The organism is Streptomyces sp. NRRL S-455 (genome assembly GCF_000717875.1).
Classification (GTDB): Bacteria; Actinomycetota; Actinomycetes; order Streptomycetales; family Streptomycetaceae; genus Streptomyces.
The window spans coordinates 385941-409371 of record NZ_JOCT01000001.1; the positions used below are offsets into that span (position 1 = coordinate 385941).

Consider the following 23431-nt stretch of genomic DNA (forward strand, 5'->3'; position numbering starts at 1 on the left):
TCCGGTATGGCCGACGCACGCGTGCGGGGCGTCAGCCGCGCGCCCCCAGCAGGTGGTCCATCGCCAGCTGGTCCAGGCGCTCGAACGCCATGCCGCGGGCGGCGGCCGCCTCGACGTCGAACGCCTCGAAGGCCGACCGGTCGGCGAGCAGGGCCTGGAGGCCGTCCTCGGCGGTCGGCAGGGCCAGCTCGTCCAGGCGGGCCGCGCGCAGGGCCTCCTGGACGTCCGGGTCGGCGCGGAAGGCGGCGGCGCGCTCCTTGAGGATGAGGTAGTTGCGCATGCAGCCGGCCGCCGAGGCCCACACCCCGTCGAGGTCCTCGGTCCGCGGCGGCTTGAAGTCGAAGTGCCGGGGGCCGCTGTAGCCGGCCGACTCCAGCAGGTCGACCAGCCAGAACGCGGCACGCAGGTCACCGGCGCCGAAGCGCAGGTCCTGGTCGTACTTGATGCCGGACTGGCCGTTGAGGTCGATGTGGAACAGCTTGCCCGCCCACAGCGCCTGCGCGATGCCGTGCGGGAAGTTCAGCCCGGCCATCTGCTCGTGGCCGACCTCCGGGTTCACGCCGTACAGCTCCGGGCGCTCCAGACGCTCGATGAACGCCAGGGCGTGGCCGACGGTCGGCAGCAGGATGTCGCCGCGCGGCTCGTTGGGCTTGGGCTCGATCGCGAACCTCAGGTCGTAGCCCTGGGAGGTGACGTACTCGCCGAGCAGGTCGAAGGCCTCCTTCATGCGGTCCAGGGCGGCGCGGACGTCCTTGGCGGCGCCGGACTCGGCACCCTCGCGGCCACCCCAGGCCACGTACACCTGGGCGCCGAGTTCGACGGCGAGGTCGATGTTGCGGATGGTCTTGCGCAGCGCGTAACGGCGTACGTCACGGTCGTTGGCGGTGAACGCGCCGTCCTTGAAGACCGGGTGCGTGAAGAGGTTGGTGGTGGCCATCGGGACCTTCATGCCCGTGGCGTCCAGGGCCTGCCGGAAGCGCTTGATGTGGGCCTCGCGCTCGGTGTCGCTCGAGCCGAACGGGATCAGGTCGTCGTCGTGGAAGGTGACGCCGTGGGCGCCGAGCTCGGCCAGGCGCTGGACCGTCTCGACCGGGTCGAGGGCGCGGCGCGTGGCGTCGCCGAAGGGATCCCGTCCCTGCCAGCCGACGGTCCACAGGCCGAACGTGAACCTGTCCTCGGGGGTGGGCTGGAAGCTCATGCGGCGGCTCCTTGCTCGCTGAGGCCATTTCGTCATGCCGGTTTACAAATTAGTATGCGGGCACCTCTCTGGGAAGGGACACGATGTCCCGGGACGAGAGAAGCGGGGCGCGAGAAGCGATCTGAAGAGGGAGAAAGCCCGATGTCAGCAGCCGAGGGTCCGCTCGTCGTCGGCGTGGACTCGTCCACCCAGTCCACCAAGGCACTGGTCGTCGACGCGGCCACCGGCCGGGTCGTCGCCAGCGGCCAGGCCCCGCACACCGTCTCCTCGGGGGCGGGGCGGGAGAGCGATCCGCGCCAGTGGTGGGACGCGCTGTGCGAGGCGCTGAGCCAGTGCGGTGACGCGGCGCACGAGGCCGCCGCGGTGTCGGTCGGCGGGCAGCAGCACGGCCTGGTCACCCTGGACGAGCGGGGCGAGCCGGTGCGCCCGGCCCTGCTGTGGAACGACGTGCGCTCGGCGCCGCAGGCCCGCCGTCTCACGGAGGAGCTGGGTGGCGCGAAGTTCTGGGCCGAGCGCACCGGGTCGGTCCCCGCCGCCTCCTTCACCGTCACCAAGTGGGCCTGGCTGGCCGAGCACGAGCCGGAGGCGGCCCGTGCCACCCAGGCCGTGCGCCTCCCCCACGACTACCTCACCGAGCGGCTCACCGGGCAGGGCACGACCGACCGCGGCGACGCCTCCGGGACGGGCTGGTGGGCGTCCGGGGCGGAGTCGTACGACGAGGAGATCCTGGCGCACGTGGGGCTCGACCCCGCCCTGCTGCCCCGGGTGGTCCGTCCCGGCGAAGTGGCGGGCACGGTCCGCGACAGCCACGACCTGCCGTTCTCCAGGGGCACGCTGGTCGCGCCCGGCACCGGCGACAACGCCGCCGCGGCGCTCGGCCTGGGGCTGCGCCCGGGCGTGCCGGTGATGAGCCTCGGCACCTCGGGCACGGTGTACGCGGTGTCGCGGCACAGGCCCGCCGACCCGAGCGGCACGGTCGCGGGGTTCGCCGACGCCCGCGGCGACTGGCTGCCGCTGGCCTGCACCCTGAACTGCACGCTCGCCGTGGACCGGGTCGCGACCCTGCTGGGCCTGGACCGGGAGGCCGTCGAGCCCGGCACGGCCGTGACGCTGCTGCCCTACCTGGACGGCGAGCGCACCCCGAACCTGCCGAACGCCTCCGGCGTGCTGCACGGCCTGCGCCACGACACGACCGCCGGCCAGCTGCTCCAGGCCGCCTACGACGGCGCCGTGCACTCCCTGCTGGGCGCGCTCGACCTGGTCCTGGACCAGGACGCCGACCCTGCCGCGCCCCTGCTGCTGATCGGCGGCGGCGCCCGGGGCGCGGCCTGGCAGCAGACCGTGCGGCGACTGTCGGGACGTCCCGTGCAGGTGCCCGAGGCCAAGGAGCTGGTGGCGCTGGGCGCCGCCGCGCAGGCGGCCGGGCTGCTGACCGGGGAGGACCCGGCGGCGGTCGCACGACGCTGGAACACGGCGGCCGGCCCGGTCCTCGACGCCGTCGAGCGGGACGAGGAGACGCTCACCAGGATCGCCGGGGTACTCTCCGACGCGGCCGGGCTGCTGCAGCGGCCCACGGACACCCACTGAGGACTGGCGTCAGGCATGACCGCACCACCGCACGAGGCGCACCCGGCCGGGCCGGGACGCGCGCTGCCGGACACCCAGCAGGGGATGCGCCGCCGCAACCTCGCCCGGGTGATGCACGCCGTCAGCGCCGAGGGGCCGCTGTCCCGGGCCGCCGTCGCCTCGCGGATCGGTCTGACCCGGGCGGCGGTGTCGACGCTCGTCGACGAACTCATCCGCTCGGGGCTGCTGGAGGAACTGGGTCCACAGCGGCCCGGGCGGGTCGGCCGCCCCGGGTCGGCGCTCGCCGTCAGCGGGCGCGGACCAGCCGGGATCGGCGCGGAGATCGGCGTCGACCACCTCGCGGTCTGCGCGGTCGACCTGCGCGGACGGACGCGGTCGCGGGCCGTGCGGCACAGTCTGAACCGGGGCCGCTCCCCCAGGACGGTCATCGAGGAACTCAACGAGCTCATACGCCTGGTCGTCGCCGAGGCGGAGGGCGAGGGGCTGTGGCCGGCGGGGCTCGCCGTGGCCGTACCGGGTCTGGTGGCGCGCGATGCCCGGACCGTCGTGCGCGCCCCGAACCTCGACTGGCGGGACACCGACCTCGGCGGCCTGCTGCCGTCCGGCTTCCCGCTGACCGTGGACAACGAGGCCAACTTCGGCGCGCTCGCCGAACTCTGGCTCGGCGAGGGCACACCGCGCGACTTCCTGCACGTGTCGGCGGAGATCGGCATCGGCGCGGCGGTCGTCGTGGACGGCGGACTGCTGCGCGGAACCCGCGGTTTCGCGGGCGAGCTGGGGCACGTGCCGGTCCGGCCGGACGGTCCGGAGTGCGCGTGCGGCGGACGTGGGTGCCTGGAGCAGTACGCCGGCGAGGAGGCGGTCCTGCGTGCGGCCGGGCTGGTGCCGGACGAGGACCGGGTCGGGCTGCTCGCGGGGCACGCCGCGGAGGGCGACGAGGACGTACGCCGCGCGCTGCGCGACGCCGGCACCGCGCTCGGAGTCGCCCTGACCGGGGCGGTCAACCTGCTCGACCCGGAAAGCGTCGTGCTGGGCGGGGAACTGTCCGCACTGGCGCCCTGGCTGCTGCCCTCGCTGCGGGACGAGCTGGCGCGGCGTACGGCGGGTCCGCCCTGTCCCGTGTCGGTGTCCCGGCTGGGTCCGCAGGGGCCGCTGCTCGGGGCCGCGCACTCGGTGGTGCGGGCGGTGCTGGACGATCCCGCCGCCGTCGCGGAGCGGGCTTGAGTCCGGTCGGCAACTACGCCTGGAAGCGCCCGGATCGGGGCTCCGCCCCTCACAGCCCGGTTACAAATCGCTCAACCCCTGGTTGCGGAACGGTAATCACGCGACGATAGGCCCATGAGTCTGGCCCAGCGCGCCCTGGAGCGCCTGCAGGCCTGGCCCGACCTGATGGCGGGCCCGGCGAGTTGCGGTACCGGACGGGCGCTCCGTTCCGTCCGTGACGAGATCGTTCACTTCCACTCCGCGCGGGACGTGGACCTGCATCTCACCAGCCGGGCCATCCAGCGCTTCCACTACGACCTCGCCGGTTCGAGCGCGATCCACCTGGTCCCCGGCTCCTGCTGGGTGACGGTCCACCTCGACTGCGAGGCGGATGTCGAACTGCTGCTGAGCCTGGTCAGCATCGCCCTCAAGGCCCAGCAGTCCCGTCCCCCGGGCGGCGAGCCGCAGGCCGCCGGCTGCAACTTCCGCCGGGTCAGGGTGCTTCCGCGCGACGCGGCGGCGGGCGGCTGAGTCTTGGCGGCGCTACCGGAGGAGGTCAACGCCGAGGCCTGGCGCAGCTACGGGGACCATCACCTGCGGCGCGGCACGGTGCTGCCCGAAGTGGGTCGGATCGACTGGGGCTTCGAGGGCTCGGGGCCGGGGACCGAGGTGCTCGGGGAGCTGACGGGCCGGCGCGTGCTGGACCTCGGGTGCGGTCCGGCCCGGCACGCCGCCCATCTGGTCCGTGCCCACGGCGCGCTGGTGGACGCGGTCGACGCCTCGGCGGGACAGTACGAACGCGCGCGTGCCCGTTACGGCTCGCTGCGCGGGCTGCGGCTGGTCCTGGTTGACGCGGTGGAACATCTGCGCACGGCGGAGCCGTACGACCTCGTCTACTCGGTCAACGCCGTCCCCTACATCGACCCGCACCGGCTGCTGCCCGCCCTCGCCGCGGCGATCAAGCCGGGCGGCAGGCTCTTCTTCACGGTGCTGCACACCAATTCGCGGGGTGACGGGCCGTCGGAGGAGGTCGTCGCCCGGCCGGAGATCCTGCGGCTGGCCGAGGCCGGGGACGTGACCGTCCGCATGTGGGTGCTCAGCCCGGAGCTCTGGAGGGCCCTCCTCGCCGAGCACGGGCTGCGGGTGGACCGCGTCGATGTCCTGGACACGCCGCAACCCGGCAACCACGCGTCGTACCGCCTCTTCCACGTGACACGGCCGGTCCGCGTCTCCTCCCGCCCGCGCACCGGGAAACCGCCGGTGGCCCATGCCGCGCTCGGGGTCGGCGCCATCCTGCACGGGTCCCGCGGCCTGCTCCTCGGCCGGCACCGGCACGGCACCTGGGAGCTGCCCGGCGGGACGGTGGAGCCCGGCGAGTCGCTGCGGGAGGCGGTGGTGCGCGAGCTCGGCGAGGAGACGGGGCTCCAGGCCCGGCCGGAGGACGTCCGGCTGCTGGGGACGCTCCTCGACGACGCGGGCGGTGTGGCGCGGGTGACCGTGGCGGCCCGGGTCACCGCGTGGCGTGGCGAGCCGTCGGACCGGCCCGGGGAGAGCGTGGGCCGCTGGCGCTGGTTCGGGCTGGACCGGCTGCCGGAGCAGCTGTTCGTGTGCAGCGCGCAGGCGCTCACCGCCTGGCGGCCCGGTCTGCCGATCGACCACGCGCCCGCTCATTTCACGCCGTACGCCACCGGAACGGACGAGAGCTGAGGCACCCGGAGGGGTACGTTTTCCCCTCCGTTCCCGTGGAGTCGGCGCCGGGTCACTCCACCGGCGCCCGCGGTCTGCTGCACTTCCTCTGACAGTAGGAACATCTGATCATGTATCAGGGGGTACAGTGACAGGTCGTCGGAAACGGCGCGGAGCAGGCAGAGCGGTACTGGCGTTCCTCACGGCGTTCGGCGCGCTGGCCGGTGCGGCCCTGGCGGGGGCGGCACCGGCCGGCGCCGTCCAGAAGGCCGTCAGGGTCGCCCCGGGCGTGACGTACGAGCACTTCGACATCCGGGCGGCGAACGGGACGGCGCACGCGCATGTGCTGCGCGTCGACCTGGGCGACCCGCGCGTCCGCGTCGATCTGCTGTACCCCGGGGCGGTGGCCTCGCGCGCGGCGGTCTCGCGGATGGCCGACGGCCAGGGGGCCGTCGCCGGTGTCAACGGGGACTTCTTCAACATCTCCGAGGTCCAGCACCCGGGCGTCGAGGCGACCGGCGCGAGTGTGGGACCGGCGGTCGCGGCCGGGCGCACGCTCAAGGCGGCCGTACCGAACGGTCAGCGTTTCGGGCCGGCGCTGCCACCCGGTACGACCACCGAGGACGTGTTCGGCGTCGGCACCGACAGGCGGGCGCGACTGGACCGGCTGACCCTCGACGGCTCGATCCGCACCGCGGAGGCGCTGTTGCCGCTCGGCGGGCTCAACCAGTACGCCCTGCCGGTGGGTTCGGTCGGCGCCTTCACCGCCGAGTGGGGCAGCGTCTCCCGGGTGCGTGCCACCTGCGGCACGGACACCGACCGGGCCGCTCCGTGCAGCACGGACACGTACGAGGTGACGGTCCGGGACGGTCGGGTCGTCTCGGCCGCCGACACGCCCGGGAGCGGTCCGATCGCCGAGGGGACGACCGTGCTGGTCGGCCGGGAGGCGGGCGCCCAGCAGCTGCGGAAGCTCTCCGCCGGCGAACCGGTCGAGGTCGAGCACCGTCTCGTCGCGGCCGGGAACGGCGTCCCGTACCGGCTCGCGCTCGGAGGCTACCCGGTCCTCGAGGGCGGCCGGCCGCTGCCGGGCCTGGACGACACGACCTCCGCCGTCCGTACGGCCGTGGGAATCGCCGACGACGGGCAGCGCATGCTGCTGCTGGCGCTGGACGGCGCGCCCCCCTACCGCAGTGGGCTGACGATCGCCGAAGTCGCCGCCGCCATGCGCCGGCTGGGCTCGGAAGCCGCCTTCAGCCTGGACGGCGGCGGCTCGTCGACGCTGGTGGCGCGGAAGCCGGGTGCGAGCACCGTCTCCGTGCGCAACCATCCCAGCGGGGGCGCCGAACGGGCCGTTCCGAACGGCATCGGCGTGTTCTCGGGAGCGTGACTCAGGGCCGCAGGCTGCTGACGATGTCCGCCGTCGCCGTGAGACCGCTCTCGATGGAGGGAGCGATGCTCGAGCCGGCCAGGTAGAAGCCGAGCATCAGGCAGACCAGGGCATGGGAGACCTTCAACCCGCCGCTGCGCAGGAAGATCACCGTCAGGATCAAGAGCAGCAGCACCACAGAGATGGAAATGGCCATCGTCGACTCCTCCGCCACGCCGCCACGTCCGGTACACGGCGTTCGGCCGCAAGTGTGGCGTAGCGGAGGGTTCGTCCGGGCGGCTGACCTGTCCGCCGAACGTGTGATGTCTAGCTGCCCCGCACCGCCCGCCGGGCGTCAAGGAACGCCTCCAGTCCGGCGAGATCGTCGGTGTTGAGGAAGTCGACGTCCGCGGCGAGCAGTTCGGCCCAGAGCGCGTCCCGGGCGGGTCCGGGCAGGTCCGGGGTCGCCCAGAACCGCACCTTCTGTCCCCGCCGGTGCGCGGTACGGACGAGGCCCCGCAGCTTCTCCCGTTCGGCGTCCGGGAACGCGCCCACGCCCCGCCAGGTGAAGTTGAGCGTCCAGTTGTCGCTGATCAGCGGGATGAAGGAGGCCGGCGCCTGGCTGCCGAGGTCGGCGAGCCGGCCGTCGTAGAAGGCGCGGCGGACGGTCTGGGCCTCCATCGGCACGCGGGCGGCGCGGTCGCCGGAGACGACCGCTGTGACCGGGCCGCGCCGGACCCGGCCGTGGGAGTACGTCGTGAACAGGTGGGGGTAGCGCCTGAGGTGACGGTCGAGTTCGAGGTAGGTCGACGCGCCCTCGGTCTTGATGTCGACGAGCAGCTGCAGCGACCCGCGATATCCCCGGTACACGGAGCCGTGGTTGGCTCGCACGCGCGCGGCGAGCGGGTCGAGGTACAGGGACTCGAGCGTGCGAGCCGGGTCGAGGTCCTCCGGGTCGTGGGCGACGAGGAGCCGGTCACCAACGAGGTATATGTCGGCTTCGACGCTGCCGAACCGGTGGTCCAGGGCGTCCAGCAGCGGGCGCGGGTGCTCGTAGTCGTTGTGGGCGTGGGCGCGCCACAACGGGCTTGGCCCGCACCCGCGTTCGCCGGCCAGTGCGTCGGCGGCGGGCAGGGCGACCGAGCCCGCGAGGGCGGCGCCGAGGGTGGTGAGGGCTCTGCGACGGGTGGTGAGGGCCATGCTCTGCCTCCCTGGAAGTGCCGTACGGGAACCCTGCGAGTATGGGGTCCCGGCAGCTCCAAGGGGCAGGCCCGCGCGCGGAGTTGGCCGGACTGCCGCTTCGCGTTCACTGTCGCCGGGGGACGCGCACGAAAGAGCCCGCCCCTGGTGGGGCGGGCTTCTCCCGGGCTTCTCCCGGCCGTCGGTCAGATGTGCGTCAGGGGGCTTGGAGGTCGACCAGCGCGGCCAGCGTCTCCCGGTGGGCACCCGCCGTGCCGTACGCGATCGAGTCGGCCTTGGCCCGCTTCAGGTACAGGTGCGCCGGGTGCTCCCAGGTCATCCCGATGCCGCCGTGCAGCTGCACCGCCTCCTCGGCGGCGTGGACCGCCACCGGCGCCGCGAAGGCCTGGGCGACGGTGACGGCCAGATCGGCGTCGTCGCCCGTGGACAGTGCGTCGGCGGCGTTGCGGGCGGCCGCGCGCAGGTTGACGACCTCCAGCCACAGCTGGGCCAGCCGGTGCTTGAGCGCCTGGAAGCCGCCGACGGGCCGGTTGAACTGCTTGCGTTCCTTGAGGTAGCGGACGGTCTCGGTCAGCGCCCACTCGGCGAGACCGAGCTGTTCGGAGGCGAGCAGCCCGGCTCCGGCGCGCAGGGCGCGGCGTACCGCGGGTTCGGCGTCGCCCAGCAGGCGGCCGGGGGCGCCGTCGAGGGTGATGACGGCGAGCGGCCTGGTCAGGTCCAGGGAGACCTGTGGCGTGACGGTCGCGGCGGTGGTGTCGACCGCGTACAGCCCGCCGTCGTCCGCGGGCACGAGGAGTACGTCGGCCGCGGCGGCGTCCGCGATGCCGGTCAACTCACCGTGCAGCGCCCCGCCCTCGTGCCGTACGACCTTGTACGCGCCGCCCGGCGCGACGTTCAGCGCCACCGCGAGGGCGCCGACCTTGCGTCCCGAGGCCAGTTCGGCGAGGAGGTCGTCGGCCCCGCAGGCCAGCAGGGCCTCGGTCGCGACGACGGCGCTCGTCAGGTAGGGCACGGGCGCGACGGCCCGTCCCAGCTCCTCCAGGACCACGGCGGCTTCGCGGTGGGTGGCGCCCTGGCCGCCCAGGGCCTCGGGGACGAGGAGGCCGGCGAGTCCCATGCCGTCGGCCAGCGCCTTCCACGCCTCGCGGTCGTGTGAGGCGTCGGACTCCGTGCGGGCGATCACGCCGGGCACGTCGCAGTGGTCGGCGAGCAGGTCGCGGACGGCGGCGCGGAGCGCCTCTTCCTCCTCCGAGTACAGCAGGTCGGGCTGTGCGCTCATCGGGCCAGGTCCTTCCATGCGACGTCCTTGTCGGTGCGCGGCTCGGCGGGCAGGCCGAGGACCCGCTCGGCGACGATGTTCAGCAGGACCTCGGTGGTCCCGCCCTCGATGCTGTTGCCCTTGGAGCGCAGGTAGCGGTAGCCGGCCTCACGGCCGGTGAAGTCGACCAGCTCGGGGCGGCGCATGGTCCAGTCGTCGTACAACAGGCCTTCCTCACCGAGGAGTTCGACCTCCAGGCCGCTGATCTCCTGGTTGAGGCGGGCGAAGGCGAGCTTCATGCCGGCGCCCTCGGGGCCGGGCTGGCCGGCGACGAGCTGCTGGCGCAGCCGCTCGGCGGTGAGGCGGGAGACCTCGGCCTCCACCCACAGCTTCAGCAGCCGCTGGTGCAGGTCGTGGGTGCGCAGCTCGGGCCGCTCGCGCCAGGTCTTCGAGACCGGGCCGATCATGCCGCCCTCCCGGGGCAGCCGCATGCCGCCGATGGCGACGCGCTCGTTGTTCAGCGTGGTCTGCGCGACCTTCCAGCCGTCCCCCACCTCGCCCAGGCGGCGCGCGTCGGGGATGCGGACGTCGGTGAGGAACACCTCGTTGAACTCGGCCTCGCCGGTGATCTGCCGCAGCGGCCGGACCTCGACGCCCGGGTCGGTCATGTCGCAGACGAAGTAGGTGATACCCCGGTGCTTGGGCACGTCCGGGTCGGTGCGGGCGATGAGGATCGCCCAGCGGGCCACATGGGCGCTGGACGTCCAGACCTTCTGCCCGTTGACCACCCAGTGGTCGCCCTCACGCACCGCCCTGGTGCCGAGCGCGGCCAGGTCGGACCCGGCGCCCGGCTCGCTGAACAGCTGGCACCAGACCTCCTCGCCCACCCAGAGGGGCCGGAGGAACCGCCGCTTCTGCTCCTCGGTGCCGTACTTGAGGATCGTCGGCGCCGCCATGCCGAGGCCGATGCCGATGCGCCGCGGGTCGTTGTCGGGGGCGCCCGCGGCCTCCAGCTCGGCGTCCACGACGGCCTGGAGGGAGCGCGGCGCACCGAGTCCGCCGAGGCCCTCCGGGTAGTGCACCCACGCCAGCCCGGCGTCGAAGCGGGCCCGGAGGAACTCCAGGCGGTCCGTCGAGGCCGGCGGATGCGCGGCCAGCAGGTCCCGCGTCCGACGGCGCAGTTCATCGGCGCTGATCATGCTGCTGCCTCCTCCATGACGACGGCGATCCGGCCGGTGGTGAGGCCGTCCGCGACCTTCTGCACGGCGGCGGCCGCCCCGGCGAGTGGGACGCGCTCGCTCACCAGCGGCTTGATCGCGCCCCGGGCGGCCAGCTCGGTGAGCCGCTCGTGGCAGTGCTGGACCAGCTTCGGGTTCTTGGTGTTGTACAGGCCCCAGTGCAGGCCGAGGATCGAGTAGTTCTTCACCAGGGCGTGGTTCAGGCCCGGGCTGGGGATGGTGCCGCTGGCGAAGCCGACGACCACGATGCGCCCCTCGAAGGCGACGGCCTTGGCGGACTGGGTGTAGGCCTCGCCGCCGACCGGGTCGTAGATGACGTCGGCGCCCCGGCCGCCGGTGGCCTCCTTCACGGCCGACACGACGTCCTGGGAGCGCCGGTCGATCACGACGTCGCAGCCCAGCTCGCGGGCGACGGCCGCCTTCTCCGGGCCGCCGACGACACCGATGACGGTGGCGCCGGCGGCCTTCCCGAGCTGCACGGCCGCGCTGCCGACCCCTCCTGCGGCAGCGTGGACGAGCAGTGTCTCCCCGGCTTCCAGACCGGCGCGGCGGTGCAGACCGAACCAGCCCGTCTGGTAGCCGATGTGCAGGGCGGCGGCCTCCGCGTCGTCCAGGGCGTCCGGCGCGGGCAGCAGGGCGGCGGAGTCCGCGACGGCGTACTCCGCGAAGCCGCCGTACGGCAGCGCCGGGTTGGCGATCACCCGGCGGCCGTCCTCGGTCTCGCCGCAGATCTCCACGCCCGGGGTGAACGGCAGCGGCGGCCTGATCTGGTACTGGCCCCGGCAGAGCAGGGCGTCCGGGAAGTTGACGTTCGCGGCGCGCACCCTCAGCAGGACCTGGCCGTCACCGGGCGTCGGCGGCTCGGCGTCCTCGAGCCGCATCACCTCGCTCGGCTCGCCGTTCTCGTGCACGTGCCATGCCTGCATGCGGGGCCTCCACGGGACTGCGTCGACTGCGTCGTCTGACCGGGGTCGGTTCGCATACTAAGCGGTCGCTTGCCGTTCTGGGAACAGCGGTCGCTTGATGTTCGGGAAGAGTCGAACGCGTCACGCCCGCCTGGGCCGCGCTCGCACATGCATCCGCTCCCCCTGCGGCCCGAACAGACTGAGGAACTCCACGGGCCCCTCCCCCGTCGACCCGAACCAGTGCGGCACCCGGGTGTCGAACTCGGCGGCCTCCCCGGCCGTGAGCACCACGTCGTGCTCGCCCAGCACCAGGCGGAGCTTCCCGGACAGCACGTACATCCACTCGTAGCCCTCGTGCGTGCGGGGATCCGGCTCCAGCCTCCGCTGCGGTTCGAGCACCTTGTAGGCCTGGAGGCCGCCGGGCTGGCGGGTGAGCGGCCAGTGGGTGCGCCCGCCCATCACGATCGGCTTCGACCGCACCCGTGGATCACCCGTCGGCGGGGCCCCGACCAGCTCGTCCAGGGCCACCTGGTGAGCGCGCGCGATGGGCAGCAGCAGTTCCAGACTGGGTTTACGGAGGCCGGACTCCAGTCGTGACAGGGTGCTGACGGAGATGCCGGTGGTCTCGGAGAGCGCCGCCAGGGTGACCTCCCGCTCCTTCCGCATCTGCCGCAGCCGGGGGCCGACACCCGCGAGTACCTCGTCCGTCGTCATGGCCTTATTGCAGATTCGGCAAACCTGTTTGTCAATCCCGTAGCGCTGGAGCGACGCTCGGGCGCGGAGGTGGTCACCATGACCGAGAAGTACGACGTCGTGGTCGTCGGCGGCGGTGCCGCGGGCCTGTCCGCGGCTCTGGTGCTGGGCCGGGCCCGGCAGCGCACGCTGGTCGTCGACGCGGGCGAGCCGCGCAACGCGCCCGCAGCGCACATGCAGGGCTATCTGTCGCGGGACGGGATGCCGCCCGCCGAGTTCCTGGCCGCCGGCCGGGAGGAGATCGCGCGCTACGGCGTGGAGCACGTGCGGGACCGGGTGGTGGAGGCGGCGAAGGGTGAGGACTTCTCCGTCGTGCTGGCAGGCGGGCGGACCGTACGGGCCCGGCGGCTGGTCGTCGCGACGGGGCTGAAGGACGAGCTGCCGGCGGTCCCCGGAGTCGCCGAGCGGTTCGGCCGGGACGTGCTGCATTGCCCGTTCTGCCACGGCTGGGAGGTGCGCGACCAGCCGTTCGGGGTGCTCGCCTCGAGCCCGGCGAGCGTGCACCAGGCGCTGATGGTGTCGCAGTGGTCGAAGGACGTGCGGTTCTTCCTGCACACGGTCGCCGAGGAGGAGCTGTCCGACGAGGACCTGCGCCGGCTCGCGGCGGTCGGGGTGGACGTGGTGCCGGGCGAGGTCGCGGGGCTCGTGGTCGAGGACGACCGGCTGACCGGTGTACGGCTCGCCGGCGGTACGACGCACAGCCGCTCCGTGCTGTTCGTCGCCCCGCACGCCGTCCCGCGGACCGGGCTCCTGGAACGGCTCGGCGCCGAACTGCGCGAGACGCCCTTCGGCGCGTACCCGGTGGTCGACCCGACCGGCCTGACGACCGTGCCCGGCGTGTGGGCGGCGGGCAACGCGATCGGGTTCAGCGAGCAGGTCGTGCACGCGGCGAGCGGTGGGTACCGGGCGGCGGCCGCGATCGTCGGAGATCTTCTGATGGCGGACCTCGACGCCGCCGTAGGGGTGTAGAGGCGGCGCACGCGATCACCGGGGCCACGGCGATGACCGGTCCCGACGGTCCGGCCGGTGGTGGCCGCGCCGACTTCGCGATCGCACCGGCTGCCGGTGACCGGCCTCCGCACGGCCGCCCAGGTGTAGAGGTGTCGCCTCCGGTGCACCATGACTGCATGCTGCTGCACCGGCTGGCCCGAGTGTCCCAGGAGGTCGCCGCCACCTCGGCCCGCTCCCGGAAGACCGCCCTGCTCGCGGAGCTGTTCCGGGACGCCGAGGCGGAGGACGTGCCGATCGTCATCCCCTACCTGGCGGGACGGCTGCCGCAGGGCCGGATCGGCGTCGGCTGGAAGGTGCTGAGCCGACCGGTCGCCCCGGCCACCGAGCCGGGTCTGACCGTACGGGAGGCGGACGCCCGGCTGTCGGTGCTCGCCGAGGTGTCCGGCCCCGGCTCCCAGGCGGAACGGGTCCGGCTGGTCGGGGAGTTGATGGGGGCGGCCACCGAGGACGAGCAGCGGTTCCTGGTCGGCCTGCTCACCGGCGAGGTGCGGCAGGGCGCGCTGGACGCGGTCGCCGTCGAGGGCCTGGCCCAGGCGACCGGGGCGCCTCCGGCGGAGGTACGGCGGGCGGTGATGCTCGCGGGCTCCCTGCAGACGGTGGCCGAGGCGCTGCTCGCGGACGGTCCGGCCGCCCTTGACCGCTTCCGCCTCACCGTCGGCCGCCCGGTCTGGCCGATGCTCGCGCACAGCGCCTCCTCCGTGGCCGAGGCGGTGGACAAGCTCGGCGCCTGCGCGGTCGAGGAGAAACTGGACGGCATCCGCGTCCAGGTGCACCGGGACGGCGACGTGGTCCGGCTGTACACCCGCACCCTCGACGACATCACCGACCGGCTGCCCGAAGTGACGGCCGCCGCGCTGGCGTTGCGGGGCGAGCGGTTCATCCTGGACGGCGAGGTGATCTCCTTCGACGAGGGCGGGCGCCCCCGCTCGTTCCAGGAGACCGCCGGGCGCGTCGGCTCCCGCACGGACGTGACGACGGCCGCCCGCGCGGTCCCCGTCTCCCCCGTCTTCTTCGACGCGTTGTCCGTGGACGGCCGCGACCTGCTCGACCTTCCGTTCACCGAGCGGCACGCCGAGCTCGCCCGGCTGGTCCCCGAGCCGATGCGGGTGCGGCGCGCGACGGTGTCCGGTCCGGACGACGCGCACACGGCGGAGGAGTTCCTCGCCGGGACGCTGAAGCGCGGCCACGAGGGCATCGTCGCCAAGGCGCTGGACGCCCCCTACAGCGCGGGCCGGCGCGGCGCGGCCTGGCTGAAGGTCAAGCCCGTCCACACCCTCGACCTGGTCGTCCTGGCCGCCGAGTGGGGCCACGGCCGCCGCACCGGCAAACTCTCCAACCTCCACCTGGGCGCCCGCACGGCCGACGGGGGCCTGGCCATGCTGGGCAAGACCTTCAAGGGCATGACCGACGCGATGCTCACCTGGCAGACCGAACGGCTCCAGCGGCTCGCCGTCGACGACAACGGACACGTCGTGACCGTGCGCCCCGAACTCGTCGTCGAGATCGCCTACGACGGCCTGCAGCGCTCCACCCGCTACCCGGCCGGCGTCACCCTCCGCTTCGCCCGCGTGATCCGCTACCGGGAGGACAAGCGCCCGGAGGACGCCGACACGGTCGAGACGCTGCTGGCGGCGCACCCGGAGGTGAAGCCGTGAAGCGCAGCGCCGGCCTGCTGCTCTTCCGCCCCTCGGAGGGCGGCCCCGAAGTGCTGCTCGGCCACATGGGCGGCCCCTTCTTCGCCCGGCGCGAGACGGGCGCGTGGACCATCCCCAAGGGCGAGTACGAGCCCGGCGAGTCCGCGCTCGCGGCCGCCCGCCGCGAGTTCGAGGAGGAGCTGGGGCTGCCGCCGCCCGACGGCGAGGCCATCGCCCTGGGCGAGGTGCGGCAGACCGGCGGCAAGACCGTCACCGCCTGGGCGATCGCGGCGGACCTCGACCCGTCGACGATCGCGCCCGGCACGTTCCGGATGGAGTGGCCGCCGCGCTCCGGGCGGCTCCAGGAGTTCCCCGAGCTGGACCGGGTGGCGTGGTTCGGCCTCGACCGGGGCCGCGAGGTGATCGTCAAGGCGCAGGCGGCGTTTCTCGACCGCCTGGCGGAGCACTCGCTCTGAGGAGACGTTCCCGCGTTGCGCTCCCCTCCGCCGCGCGGGAAGGTCGAGACACAGCCCGCACCGAGGGAGGTCAGTCATGCCCATCGCAACGGTGAACCCGGCGAACGGTGAGACGCTCAAGACGTACGAGGCCATGGGCGAGGAGGAGATCGAGCGCCGGCTCCAGCTCGCGGAGGCCACCTTCCGCACTTACCGGACGACGACGTTCGACGAGCGCGCCCGGCTGCTGCACAAGGCCGCCGACCTCCTCGAAGAGGACCAGCAGGACATCGCCCGGGTGATGACCACCGAGATGGGCAAGCCGATCCAGCAGGCCCGGGCCGAGGCCGCGAAGTGCGCCAAGGCGATGCGCTGGTACGCCGACCACGCCGAGGAGATGCTCGCCGACGAGGAACCCGCCGAGGCCGACGTCAAGGACTCCGGCGCCGCACGGGTGCGGGTGCGCTACCGGCCGCTCGGGCCGGTGCTGGCGGTGATGCCGTGGAACTTCCCGCTCTGGCAGGTGGTCCGCTTCGCCGCGCCCGCGCTGATGGCGGGGAACGTGGGCCTGCTCAAGCACGCCTCGAACGTCCCGCAGACCGCCCTGTACCTGGAGGACCTGTTCCACCGGGCGGGCTTCACGGAGGGCTGCTTCCAGACCCTGCTGATCGGCTCCGCCGCGGTCGACGACATCCTGCGCGACGAGCGGGTCAAGGCGGCGACGCTCACCGGCAGTGAACCGGCCGGGCGGGCGGTCGCCTCCACCGCCGGGGACATGGTCAAGAAGACGGTGCTGGAGCTGGGCGGCAGCGACCCGTTCGTCGTCATGCCGTCCGCCGACATCGACCGGGCCGCCAAGGTCGCGGTGACCGCGCGCGTGCAGAACACCGGGCAGTCCTGCATCGCCGCGAAGCGGTTCATCGTGCACACGGACATCTACGACGCCTTCGCCGAGCGCTTCGCCGAGGGCATGAGGGCGCTGAAGGTGGGTGACCCCCTGTCCGACGACACCGAGGTCGGGCCGCTCTCCAGCGAGCGGGGACTGCGCGATCTGGAGGAACTGGTCGACGACGCGGTGCGCGGCGGGGCCGAGGTGCTGTGCGGTGGCGAACGGCCGGAGGGGCCCGGCTGGTACTTCCAGCCGACGATCCTCGCCGGCATCACCCGCGAGATGCGGATCCACCGGGAGGAGGCGTTCGGGCCGGTCGCGACGCTGTACCGGGCGGCCGACCTGGACGAGGCCGTGCTGATCGCGAACGACTCGCCTTTCGGACTGAGTTCGAACGTGTGGACGCGGGACGAGGCCGAGGTCGACCGGTTCGTCCGGGACCTGGAGGCGGGCGGCGTGTACGTCAACGGCATGACGGCGTCCCATCCGGCGTTCCCGTTCGGCGGTGTGAAGCGGTCCGGGTACGGGCGTGAGCTGTCCGGGCACGGAATCCGCGAGTTCTGCAACATCACGACCGTTTGGCACGGTGCGTGAGTGTTACGGGGCTACGATCCCGTCTGTGAACCGCGAAGTGACTCTGCCGTTGATCGTCGACGACCGCGGGACCTTGCAGGTGGCTGCGGCCGATGTGAGCAAGCTGCTTCGGACGGTGGGCGGGCGGTGGCTGCGCCTGGTGGAGGCCGGGGACGAAGGACTGGACGAGGACACGGTCGCCGCGCTGACGATCGAGCTCGCGAAGCTGGCCGACCGGATCGACGTGGCGTGCATCGCGCACAGCAGCGGTGGCGCGCCCTGAGGGGACGCGGGGAACTGCGCGATCAGCCACGGACGGCCCGAAGACCGGATCGCACAGCACCCCGCCGCGGCGCTAACGAATCGGCATCCCCGACAGGGTCCGCGCGATCACCAGCCGCTGGATCTCGCTCGTGCCCTCGAAGATCGTGTAGATGGCCGCGTCGCGGTGCATCCGCTCGACCGGGTACTCCCGGGTGTAGCCGTTACCGCCCAGGATCTGGATCGCCTGGGCCGTGACCTTCTTCGCCGTCTCGCTCGCGAACAGCTTGGACATCGAGCCCTCGGCCGCCGTGAACGGCTTGCCGTTGACCGCCATCCACGACGCCCGCCACACCAGCAGCCGCGCCGCGTCGATGGACGTCCGCATGTCCGCGAGCTGGAAGGCGACCCCCTGGTTGTCGATGATCGGCCGTCCGAACTGCTCACGCGTCAGGGCGTAGTCGAGGGCGACCTCGTACGCGGCACGGGCCGTGCCGACCGCCATGGCTCCGACCGCGGGGCGGCTCGCCTCGAAGGTGGCCATGGCGGCGTTCTTCACCCGCTCCCCGCCCTGCTTCGCCCGCTCCCGTGCCCGGGCCAGCCGCTCGTCCAGCTTCTCCTTGCCGCCGAGCAGGCAGGAGCCGGGGACGCGCACGTTGTCCAGGATGACCTCGGCCGTGTGCGAGGCGCGGATGCCGTGCTTCTTGAACTTCTGTCCCTGGGACAGGCCCTCGGTGCCCGGCGGGACGATGAAGGAGGCGTGCCCCTTGGAGCCGAGTTCCGGGTCGACGACCGCGACCACGACATGGACGTTGGCGATGCCGCCGTTGGTCGCCCAGGTCTTCGTGCCGTTGAGCACCCACTCGTCCTTGGCCTCGTCGTACACGGCCCGGGTGCGCATGGAGGCCACGTCGGAGCCGGCGTCGGGCTCGGAGGAGCAGAACGCGGCGACCTTGACGTCGTTCGCGTCGCCGTACATCTGGGGGATCCAGGTGCCGACCTGCTCCTCGGTGCCGTTGGCGAGGACGCCGACGGCGGCGAGACCGGTGCCGACGATGGACAGGGCTATGCCCGCGTCCCCCCAGAACAGCTCCTCCATCGCCATCGGGATACCGAGGCCGGTGGGGTCGAAGTACTGCTGGGCGTAGAAGTCCAGGGAGTAGATGCCGACCTTGGCCGCCTCCTGGATGACCGGCCAGGGAGTCTCCTCACGCTCGTCCCATTCGGCGGCCGCGGGGCGGATGACGTCGGCCGCGAAGCCGTGCAGCCAGTCCCGGACCTCCTTCTGTTCGTCGTTGAGCTCCATGGTGAACTCGGCCATGTCGTCCCCTCCAGCGGCGGCACATGATGCATGTTACTTGCGGTAACAGCAGTCTGTTACCGGCGGGTAGGCCGCGTCAACTCCTACCGACCGGTCGGCACCCTTTCGGTGTTCAGGGCGCGCTTGAGTGTTAGTTTGCGCAGGCGTCATCGAAACAGCACGGGTGGGGAGAGCACATGGACACCACGCAGCGGACGGATCAGCAACGGTCCGCCGACCGCCGGCGGCGTGAGCTGCTGGAGGCCGCCGACCGAGTGGTGCTGCGCGACGGCCCGCAGGCCTCGATGAACGCGATCGCGGCCGAGGCCGGCATCACCAAGCCGATCCTCTACCGGCACTTCGGTGACAAGGGCGGACTTTACGCGGCCCTTGCCACACGGCACACGGACGCGCTGCTGGACTCGCTGCGGGCGGCGCTGGACGCGCCGGCGGACCGGCGGGAGCGGGTCGAGGCGACGTTGGACACGTACCTGGCGGCGATCGAGGCGCGGCCTCAGGTGTACCGGTTCCTGATGCATCCGGCGGAGGGGAGCCAGCCGGGCGATCAGGGATTCGATGTCGGCAAGCACAGTGCGCCGTTGCTGCGGCGGATGGGTGAGGAACTCGCCCAGGTCATCGAGGAGCGGCTGGATCTCGGGCCGGGCGGGCAGCAGCTGGCGCGGGTGTGGGGGCACGGGATCGTCGGGATGATGCACGCGGCCGGGGACTGGTGGCTGGGGGAACGGCCCTGTTCCCGTGCCGAGTTGGTGCGGAGTCTGGCGGACCTGTTGTGGGGTCGGCTTGCGGCCGCGGGAGATCGGATCGGGGGCCCGGGGTTCTGACGGTTGCGTTTCGGCTGCCGGCCGGTGGGGGTTGTTCGCGCCCACGCGGCGGAGCCGCATATCGACACAGCCCCGCGCCCCTGAGGAGTCACACCACACGGCGCCAGGGAGCCCGGCTCACCTGACGCATCAGCCTGCGGTGGCGCCAGCCGGTCAGGTGGTCCGCGTAGACGCGGCCCTCCAAATGGTCGCACTCGTGCTGGAGGCAACGGGCGAAGAAGCCCGTGCCGTGCACCGTGATGGGGTCGCCGGTCATCGTGAAGCCCTCGACCACCGCGTGGTCGTAACGTTCCGTGCCCGCTTCCAGGCCCGGGAGGGACAGGCAGCCCTCCGGGCCGCGGATCACCACTCCGTCCGTCTCGACCAGGCGCGGGTTGACCAGGTGGCCCAGGTGGCGGACGTCCTCGTCGTCGGGGCAGTCGTAGACGAAGACCCGCAGCGGCTCGCCGATCTGGTTGGCGGCGAGACCGACGCCCTGGGCGGCGTACATACTGGCGAACAAGTCCTCGACGAGCCGGGCCAGTTCGGGGCCGAAGTCGGTGACCTCCGCGCAGGGTGCGTGCAGGACGGGGTCGCCGTGCAGGGTGAGGGGTCTCACGCGGCCGTGGGCGCCGGGGATGGGGCTCTGTCGCATGGCGGCAAGAGTAAGGTCCTGTCGGTCCGCGCCTTCCACACGAGTTCGCCACAGTGCCGCGGTTCGGGAGTGCTAGTGGATCTCGATAGGCTGAGGTCCACACCACGTGGCCGTCAGGCTTCAAGGCGCGGCGCGTACGCAAGGAGGATCGAGAACTGATGGCAGGCAACTCGGACCCGCTCTCGCCGCGGGCCAAGCTGGCCGTGACCGCGGGCAAGGCGGTCGCGGCGGCATCCCGCGCCGCAGGGCGCGGCAGCGGTTCGGTGATCGGCGGCCGGGTGGCGCTCAAGCTCGACCCCGACCTCCTCGCCCGGCTCGCCCAGAACCTGGACGTGGTCCTGGTCTCGGCGACCAACGGCAAGACCACCACCACCCGGCTCATCGCGGAGGCACTGCGGGCGGCCGGGCCGGTGGTCTCCAACGCGCTCGGCGCCAACATGCCGGCCGGCATCACCTCGGCGCTCGCGGGCAGCTCGGACGCGCGGTACGGCGTCATCGAGGTCGACGAGAAGTACCTCGCCGGCGTCGCCCGGGACACCGCCCCGAAGTGCATCGCGCTGCTCAACCTCTCCCGCGACCAGCTCGACCGGGCCGCCGAGACCCGCATGCTCGCCGAGAACTGGCGGGAAGGACTCGCCGGCTCCAAGGCCGTGGTCGTGGCCAACTGCGACGACCCGCTGGTGGTGTGGGCGGCGTCCTCCTCCCCCAACGTGATCTGGGTCGCCGCCGGGCAGATGTGGAAGGACGACGCCTGGTCCTGCCCGTCGTGCGGCGGTGTGATGCAGCGCCCGGGCGACGACTGGTTCTGCGGCGAGTGCGGCTTCCGCCGTCCGACGCCGAGCTGGGCGCTCTCCGGCGACCACGTCCTCGACCCGCACGGCTCGGCCTGGCCGATCCACCTCCAGCTGCCCGGCCGCGCCAACAAGGCCAACGCCGCCTCCTCGGCCGCCGTCGCCGCCGTGTTCGGGGTGCCGCCGCAGGTCGCGTTGGAGCGCATGTACCAGGTGCAGGCGGTGGCCGGGCGGTACGACGTCGTCCAGTTCCAGGGCCGTGACCTGCGGCTGCTGCTCGCGAAGAACCCGGCCGGCTGGCTGGAGACGTTCTCCCTGATCGACCCGCCGCCGACCCCGGTCATCCTGTCGGTGAACGCGCGCTCCGCCGACGGCACCGACACCTCGTGGCTGTGGGACGTCGACTACTCGCGCCTGACGGGCCACCCGATCTGCGTCATCGGCGACCGGAGGCTGGACCTCGCGGTCCGCCTGGAGGTGGCGAACCAGCACTTCCAGGTCTACGAGAACCTCGACCAGGCCGTGCAGGCGTGCCCGCCGGGCCGGATCGAGGTCATCGCCAACTACACGGCGTTCCAGGACCTGCGCCGCCGCGTCGGCAACTGAGCACGAGACATCAGGGGACTTTTGTGAGCGACAACCAACTGCGGATCGTCTGGATCTATCCCGACCTGCTCAGCACCTACGGTGACCAGGGCAACGTGCTCGTCGTCGAACGCCGCGCCCAGCAGCGCGGCCTGGACGTGGCGCGGCTGGACGTACGCAGCGACCAGCCGATCCCGACCTCCGGTGACATCTACCTGATCGGCGGCGGCGAGGACCGGCCGCAGCGGCTCGCCGCCGAGCGGCTGCGCCGGGACGGCGGTCTGCAGAGGGCCGTGGAGAACGGCGCCATCGTGTTCTCGGTGTGCGCCGGCTACCAGATCCTCGGCCACGAGTTCATCAACGACCTCGGCCAGCGCGAGCCCGGCCTCGGCCTGCTGGACGTCGTCTCCGTGCGCGGCGAGGGCGCTCGGTGCGTCGGCGACGTGCTGGGCGACATCGACTCGCGGCTCGGTCTGCCCCCGCTGACCGGCTTCGAGAACCACCAGGGCGTCACCCACCTCGGCCCCACCGCCCGCCCGCTCGCCCAGGTGCGCTTCGGCAACGGCAACGGCACGGGCGACGGCACGGAGGGCGCGTACAACGACACGGTCTTCGGCACGTACATGCACGGGCCGGTGCTCGCGCGCAACCCGCTGATCGCGGACCTGCTGCTGAAGCTGGCCCTCGACGTCAACGCGCTGCCGCCGACCGACGACCGCTGGTACGAGGCGCTGCGCGACGAGCGCATCGCGGCTGCTCAGCAGCCTGCCTGATCCACGCGTCAACGTACTGGTCAACAGCCCGTCTGACGGCACATCCGCACAGGTGAGCGGGGTCGTCCAGCAGGCGGACGCATGGTTCGGCCCCGCCCCCTCCTGCCGCTAGGGTGGCGGGGATCGAGCCGGACGGCGTGGTCCGGCCCCGGCCCACTGTTGAGAAGGTATTTCGGGCTATGCGCATTGGTGTCCTCACGTCCGGCGGCGACTGCCCCGGCCTGAACGCCGTCATCCGGTCCGTCGTGCACCGCGCCGTCGTCGACCACGGCGACGAGGTCATCGGCTTCCGGGACGGCTGGAAGGGTCTCCTGGAGTGCGACTACCTCAAGCTCGACCTCGACGCGGTGGGTGGCATCCTCGCCCGCGGCGGCACGATTCTCGGGTCCTCCCGGGTCCAGCCCTCCCACCTGCGGGACGGTGTGGAGCGGGCCAGGGGCCATGTCGAGGAACTCGGCCTCGACGCGATCATCCCCATCGGCGGCGAGGGCACTCTCAAGGCCGCCCGGCTGATGTCGGACAGCGGTCTGCCCGTCGTGGGGGTGCCGAAGACCATCGACAACGACATAGCGGTCACGGACGTCACGTTCGGCTTCGACACGGCCGTGGGTGTGGCGACCGAGGCCCTGGACCGGCTGAAGACCACCGCCGAGTCCCATCAGCGGGTCCTGGTGGTCGAGGTCATGGGCCGGCACACCGGCTGGATCGCGCTGCACTCCGGCATGGCGGCCGGCGCGCACGCCATCGTCGTTCCCGAACGGCCCTTCGACATAGAGGAACTGGCCAAGCGGGTCGGCGAGCGGTTCGCGGCGGGCAAGCGCTTCGCGATCGTCGTCGCGGCGGAAGGGGCCAAGCCCCGGGCCGGGACCATGGAGTTCGACGAGGGCGGCAAGGACATCTACGGGCACGAGCGGTTCGCCGGGATCGCGCGTCAGCTGTCCGTGGAGCTGGAGCGGCGGCTGGGGAAGGAAGCGCGGCCGGTGATACTCGGACATGTGCAGCGGGGTGGTACGCCGACCGCGTATGACCGGGTGCTCGCGACGCGGTTCGGGTGGCACGCGGTGGAGGCGGTGCACCGGGGCGAGTTCGGGCAGATGACCGCGCTGCGCGGAACCGACATCGTGATGGTGCCGTTGGCCGAGGCCGTGGAGACGCTGAAGACGGTGCCGGAGGAACGGTACGCCGAGGCGGAGACCGTTCTCTGAGTTTGCTGTAGCCGGCCGGGTGCGGGTGGTTCGCGGCTTGTCCCGCCCACGGGGCGGAGCCGCGGATCTGACACAGCCCCACGC

Annotated in this window: 23 protein-coding genes; 14 read left to right on the forward strand and 9 right to left on the reverse strand. The window is 72.8% G+C overall.

All coding sequences use genetic code 11. The features are described 5' to 3' along the window. Positions 1–31: 31 nt before the first annotated feature. Positions 32–1198, reverse strand: coding sequence for a xylose isomerase (xylA, locus tag IE97_RS0101680; protein ID WP_030147362.1), 1167 nt, complete (start codon positions 1196–1198; stop codon positions 32–34). 141 nt (positions 1199–1339) lie between these two features. Here xylA and xylB point away from each other — a divergent pair, with 141 nt between their 5' ends. The 5 genes from xylB (at position 1340) to IE97_RS0101705 (ending at position 7061) form a co-directional block, all read left to right on the forward strand. Next, positions 1340–2785: a xylulokinase gene (gene xylB, locus IE97_RS0101685; RefSeq protein WP_030147363.1), complete on the forward strand. Its 1446-nt coding sequence runs from the start codon at positions 1340–1342 to the stop codon at positions 2783–2785. A 15-nt stretch (positions 2786–2800) separates the two neighbouring features. Further along, positions 2801–4009 (forward strand): ROK family transcriptional regulator, encoded by a 1209-nt coding sequence (locus IE97_RS0101690; protein WP_030147364.1) that lies wholly within the window; start codon positions 2801–2803, stop codon positions 4007–4009. A gap of 114 nt (positions 4010–4123) precedes the next feature. Beyond that, positions 4124–4519, forward strand: coding sequence for a luciferase family protein (locus IE97_RS0101695; RefSeq protein WP_030147365.1), 396 nt, complete (start codon positions 4124–4126; stop codon positions 4517–4519). Between the two features lie 3 nt (positions 4520–4522). After that, positions 4523–5695, forward strand: a complete 1173-nt coding sequence (locus IE97_RS0101700) for a bifunctional class I SAM-dependent methyltransferase/NUDIX hydrolase (protein ID WP_030147366.1) — start codon at positions 4523–4525, stop codon at positions 5693–5695. Positions 5696–5822: 127 nt separating this feature from the next. Further along, the gene (locus tag IE97_RS0101705) at positions 5823–7061 is read left to right on the forward strand and encodes a phosphodiester glycosidase family protein (protein WP_030147367.1); all 1239 of its coding nucleotides are present in this window, start codon (positions 5823–5825) and stop codon (positions 7059–7061) included. Between the two features lies 1 nt (position 7062). Here IE97_RS0101705 and IE97_RS0101710 read toward each other — a convergent pair whose 3' ends face one another. The 6 genes from IE97_RS0101710 to IE97_RS0101735 all read right to left on the reverse strand — a co-directional run bounded on the left by IE97_RS0101710 (position 7063) and on the right by IE97_RS0101735 (position 12355). Continuing rightward, positions 7063–7257, reverse strand: a complete 195-nt coding sequence (locus IE97_RS0101710) for a hypothetical protein (protein ID WP_030147368.1) — start codon at positions 7255–7257, stop codon at positions 7063–7065. 110 nt (positions 7258–7367) lie between these two features. Next, complete coding sequence (locus IE97_RS0101715) at positions 7368–8240, reverse strand: phosphatidylinositol-specific phospholipase C/glycerophosphodiester phosphodiesterase family protein (protein WP_030147369.1); 873 nt, start codon at positions 8238–8240, stop codon at positions 7368–7370. A gap of 196 nt (positions 8241–8436) precedes the next feature. After that, a complete protein-coding gene (locus IE97_RS0101720; protein ID WP_030147370.1) occupies positions 8437–9519 on the reverse strand; it encodes an acyl-CoA dehydrogenase family protein in 1083 nt (360 codons plus the stop codon). Next, positions 9516–10697, reverse strand: a complete 1182-nt coding sequence (locus IE97_RS0101725) for an acyl-CoA dehydrogenase family protein (protein WP_030147371.1) — start codon at positions 10695–10697, stop codon at positions 9516–9518. Before IE97_RS0101725 ends, IE97_RS0101720 begins: the two co-directional genes overlap by 4 nt. Beyond that, entirely contained in the window at positions 10694–11662 is a 969-nt protein-coding gene (locus IE97_RS0101730; RefSeq protein WP_030147372.1) for an NADPH:quinone oxidoreductase family protein, read from the reverse strand. Before IE97_RS0101730 ends, IE97_RS0101725 begins: the two co-directional genes overlap by 4 nt. 120 nt (positions 11663–11782) lie before the next feature. Then, positions 11783–12355, reverse strand: coding sequence for a helix-turn-helix domain-containing protein (locus IE97_RS0101735; protein WP_030147373.1), 573 nt, complete (start codon positions 12353–12355; stop codon positions 11783–11785). 78 nt (positions 12356–12433) lie between these two features. On the opposite strand from IE97_RS0101735, the gene IE97_RS0101740 reads away from it, so the two are divergent. The 5 genes from IE97_RS0101740 to IE97_RS0101760 all read left to right on the forward strand — a co-directional run bounded on the left by IE97_RS0101740 (position 12434) and on the right by IE97_RS0101760 (position 17239). Then, positions 12434–13363: an NAD(P)/FAD-dependent oxidoreductase gene (locus tag IE97_RS0101740; RefSeq protein WP_030147374.1), complete on the forward strand. Its 930-nt coding sequence runs from the start codon at positions 12434–12436 to the stop codon at positions 13361–13363. A 158-nt stretch (positions 13364–13521) separates the two neighbouring features. Beyond that, positions 13522–15060 (forward strand): ATP-dependent DNA ligase, encoded by a 1539-nt coding sequence (locus IE97_RS0101745; protein WP_030147375.1) that lies wholly within the window; start codon positions 13522–13524, stop codon positions 15058–15060. Beyond that, on the forward strand, positions 15057–15515 hold the full coding sequence (locus IE97_RS0101750) for an NUDIX domain-containing protein (RefSeq protein ID WP_030147376.1): 459 nt from the start codon (positions 15057–15059) through the stop codon (positions 15513–15515). The genes IE97_RS0101745 and IE97_RS0101750 overlap by 4 nt, the downstream gene beginning before the upstream one ends. A 76-nt stretch (positions 15516–15591) precedes the next feature. Next, positions 15592–16977 (forward strand): NADP-dependent succinic semialdehyde dehydrogenase, encoded by a 1386-nt coding sequence (locus tag IE97_RS0101755; RefSeq protein ID WP_030147377.1) that lies wholly within the window; start codon positions 15592–15594, stop codon positions 16975–16977. Positions 16978–17002: 25 nt separating this feature from the next. After that, entirely contained in the window at positions 17003–17239 is a 237-nt protein-coding gene (locus IE97_RS0101760) for a DUF6213 family protein (protein ID WP_030147378.1), read from the forward strand. A gap of 72 nt (positions 17240–17311) precedes the next feature. Here the strand turns inward: IE97_RS0101760 and IE97_RS0101765 are convergent, their stop codons facing one another. After that, entirely contained in the window at positions 17312–18538 is a 1227-nt protein-coding gene (locus IE97_RS0101765; protein ID WP_030147379.1) for an acyl-CoA dehydrogenase family protein, read from the reverse strand. Between the two features lie 176 nt (positions 18539–18714). Between IE97_RS0101765 and IE97_RS0101770 the strand changes: the two genes are divergently transcribed. Further along, on the forward strand, positions 18715–19359 hold the full coding sequence (locus IE97_RS0101770; RefSeq protein WP_030147380.1) for a TetR family transcriptional regulator: 645 nt from the start codon (positions 18715–18717) through the stop codon (positions 19357–19359). Between the two features lie 88 nt (positions 19360–19447). Here IE97_RS0101770 and def read toward each other — a convergent pair whose 3' ends face one another. Then, positions 19448–19993 carry a peptide deformylase gene (def, locus tag IE97_RS0101775; RefSeq protein ID WP_030147381.1) on the reverse strand — a complete coding sequence of 182 codons (546 nt, stop codon included), beginning with the start codon at positions 19991–19993 and terminating at the stop codon, positions 19448–19450. A gap of 158 nt (positions 19994–20151) precedes the next feature. On the opposite strand from def, the gene IE97_RS0101780 reads away from it, so the two are divergent. From IE97_RS0101780 to IE97_RS0101790, 3 genes are all read left to right on the forward strand, one after another. Next, a complete protein-coding gene (locus IE97_RS0101780; RefSeq protein ID WP_030147382.1) occupies positions 20152–21390 on the forward strand; it encodes a MurT ligase domain-containing protein in 1239 nt (412 codons plus the stop codon). Between the two features lie 23 nt (positions 21391–21413). After that, positions 21414–22142, forward strand: coding sequence for a type 1 glutamine amidotransferase (locus IE97_RS0101785; RefSeq protein WP_030147383.1), 729 nt, complete (start codon positions 21414–21416; stop codon positions 22140–22142). A gap of 179 nt (positions 22143–22321) precedes the next feature. Beyond that, on the forward strand, positions 22322–23347 hold the full coding sequence (locus IE97_RS0101790) for a 6-phosphofructokinase (RefSeq protein WP_030147384.1): 1026 nt from the start codon (positions 22322–22324) through the stop codon (positions 23345–23347). Positions 23348–23431: the final 84 nt, after the last annotated feature.

Bases quoted from the DNA above. Each gene is read 5' to 3' on its own strand.
- IE97_RS0101770 (WP_030147380.1), top strand. From the start codon at position 18,715: ATGGACACCACGCAGCGGACGGATCAGCAACGGTCCGCCGACCGCCGG.
- IE97_RS0101695 (WP_030147365.1), top strand. From the start codon at position 4,124: ATGAGTCTGGCCCAGCGCGCCCTGGAGCGCCTGCAGGCCTGGCCCGAC.
- xylA (WP_030147362.1), bottom strand. From the start codon at position 1,198: ATGAGCTTCCAGCCCACCCCCGAGGACAGGTTCACGTTCGGCCTGTGG.
- def (WP_030147381.1), bottom strand. From the start codon at position 19,993: ATGCGACAGAGCCCCATCCCCGGCGCCCACGGCCGCGTGAGACCCCTC.
- IE97_RS0101740 (WP_030147374.1), top strand. From the start codon at position 12,434: ATGACCGAGAAGTACGACGTCGTGGTCGTCGGCGGCGGTGCCGCGGGC.
- IE97_RS0101790 (WP_030147384.1), top strand. From the start codon at position 22,322: ATGCGCATTGGTGTCCTCACGTCCGGCGGCGACTGCCCCGGCCTGAAC.
- IE97_RS0101725 (WP_030147371.1), bottom strand. From the start codon at position 10,697: ATGATCAGCGCCGATGAACTGCGCCGTCGGACGCGGGACCTGCTGGCC.
- IE97_RS0101720 (WP_030147370.1), bottom strand. From the start codon at position 9,519: ATGAGCGCACAGCCCGACCTGCTGTACTCGGAGGAGGAAGAGGCGCTC.
- IE97_RS0101780 (WP_030147382.1), top strand. From the start codon at position 20,152: ATGGCAGGCAACTCGGACCCGCTCTCGCCGCGGGCCAAGCTGGCCGTG.
- IE97_RS0101710 (WP_030147368.1), bottom strand. From the start codon at position 7,257: ATGGCCATTTCCATCTCTGTGGTGCTGCTGCTCTTGATCCTGACGGTG.
- IE97_RS0101730 (WP_030147372.1), bottom strand. From the start codon at position 11,662: ATGCAGGCATGGCACGTGCACGAGAACGGCGAGCCGAGCGAGGTGATG.
- IE97_RS0101755 (WP_030147377.1), top strand. From the start codon at position 15,592: ATGCCCATCGCAACGGTGAACCCGGCGAACGGTGAGACGCTCAAGACG.
- xylB (WP_030147363.1), top strand. From the start codon at position 1,340: ATGTCAGCAGCCGAGGGTCCGCTCGTCGTCGGCGTGGACTCGTCCACC.
- IE97_RS0101765 (WP_030147379.1), bottom strand. From the start codon at position 18,538: ATGGCCGAGTTCACCATGGAGCTCAACGACGAACAGAAGGAGGTCCGG.
- IE97_RS0101745 (WP_030147375.1), top strand. From the start codon at position 13,522: ATGCTGCTGCACCGGCTGGCCCGAGTGTCCCAGGAGGTCGCCGCCACC.
- IE97_RS0101715 (WP_030147369.1), bottom strand. From the start codon at position 8,240: ATGGCCCTCACCACCCGTCGCAGAGCCCTCACCACCCTCGGCGCCGCC.
- IE97_RS0101690 (WP_030147364.1), top strand. From the start codon at position 2,801: ATGACCGCACCACCGCACGAGGCGCACCCGGCCGGGCCGGGACGCGCG.
- IE97_RS0101735 (WP_030147373.1), bottom strand. From the start codon at position 12,355: ATGACGACGGACGAGGTACTCGCGGGTGTCGGCCCCCGGCTGCGGCAG.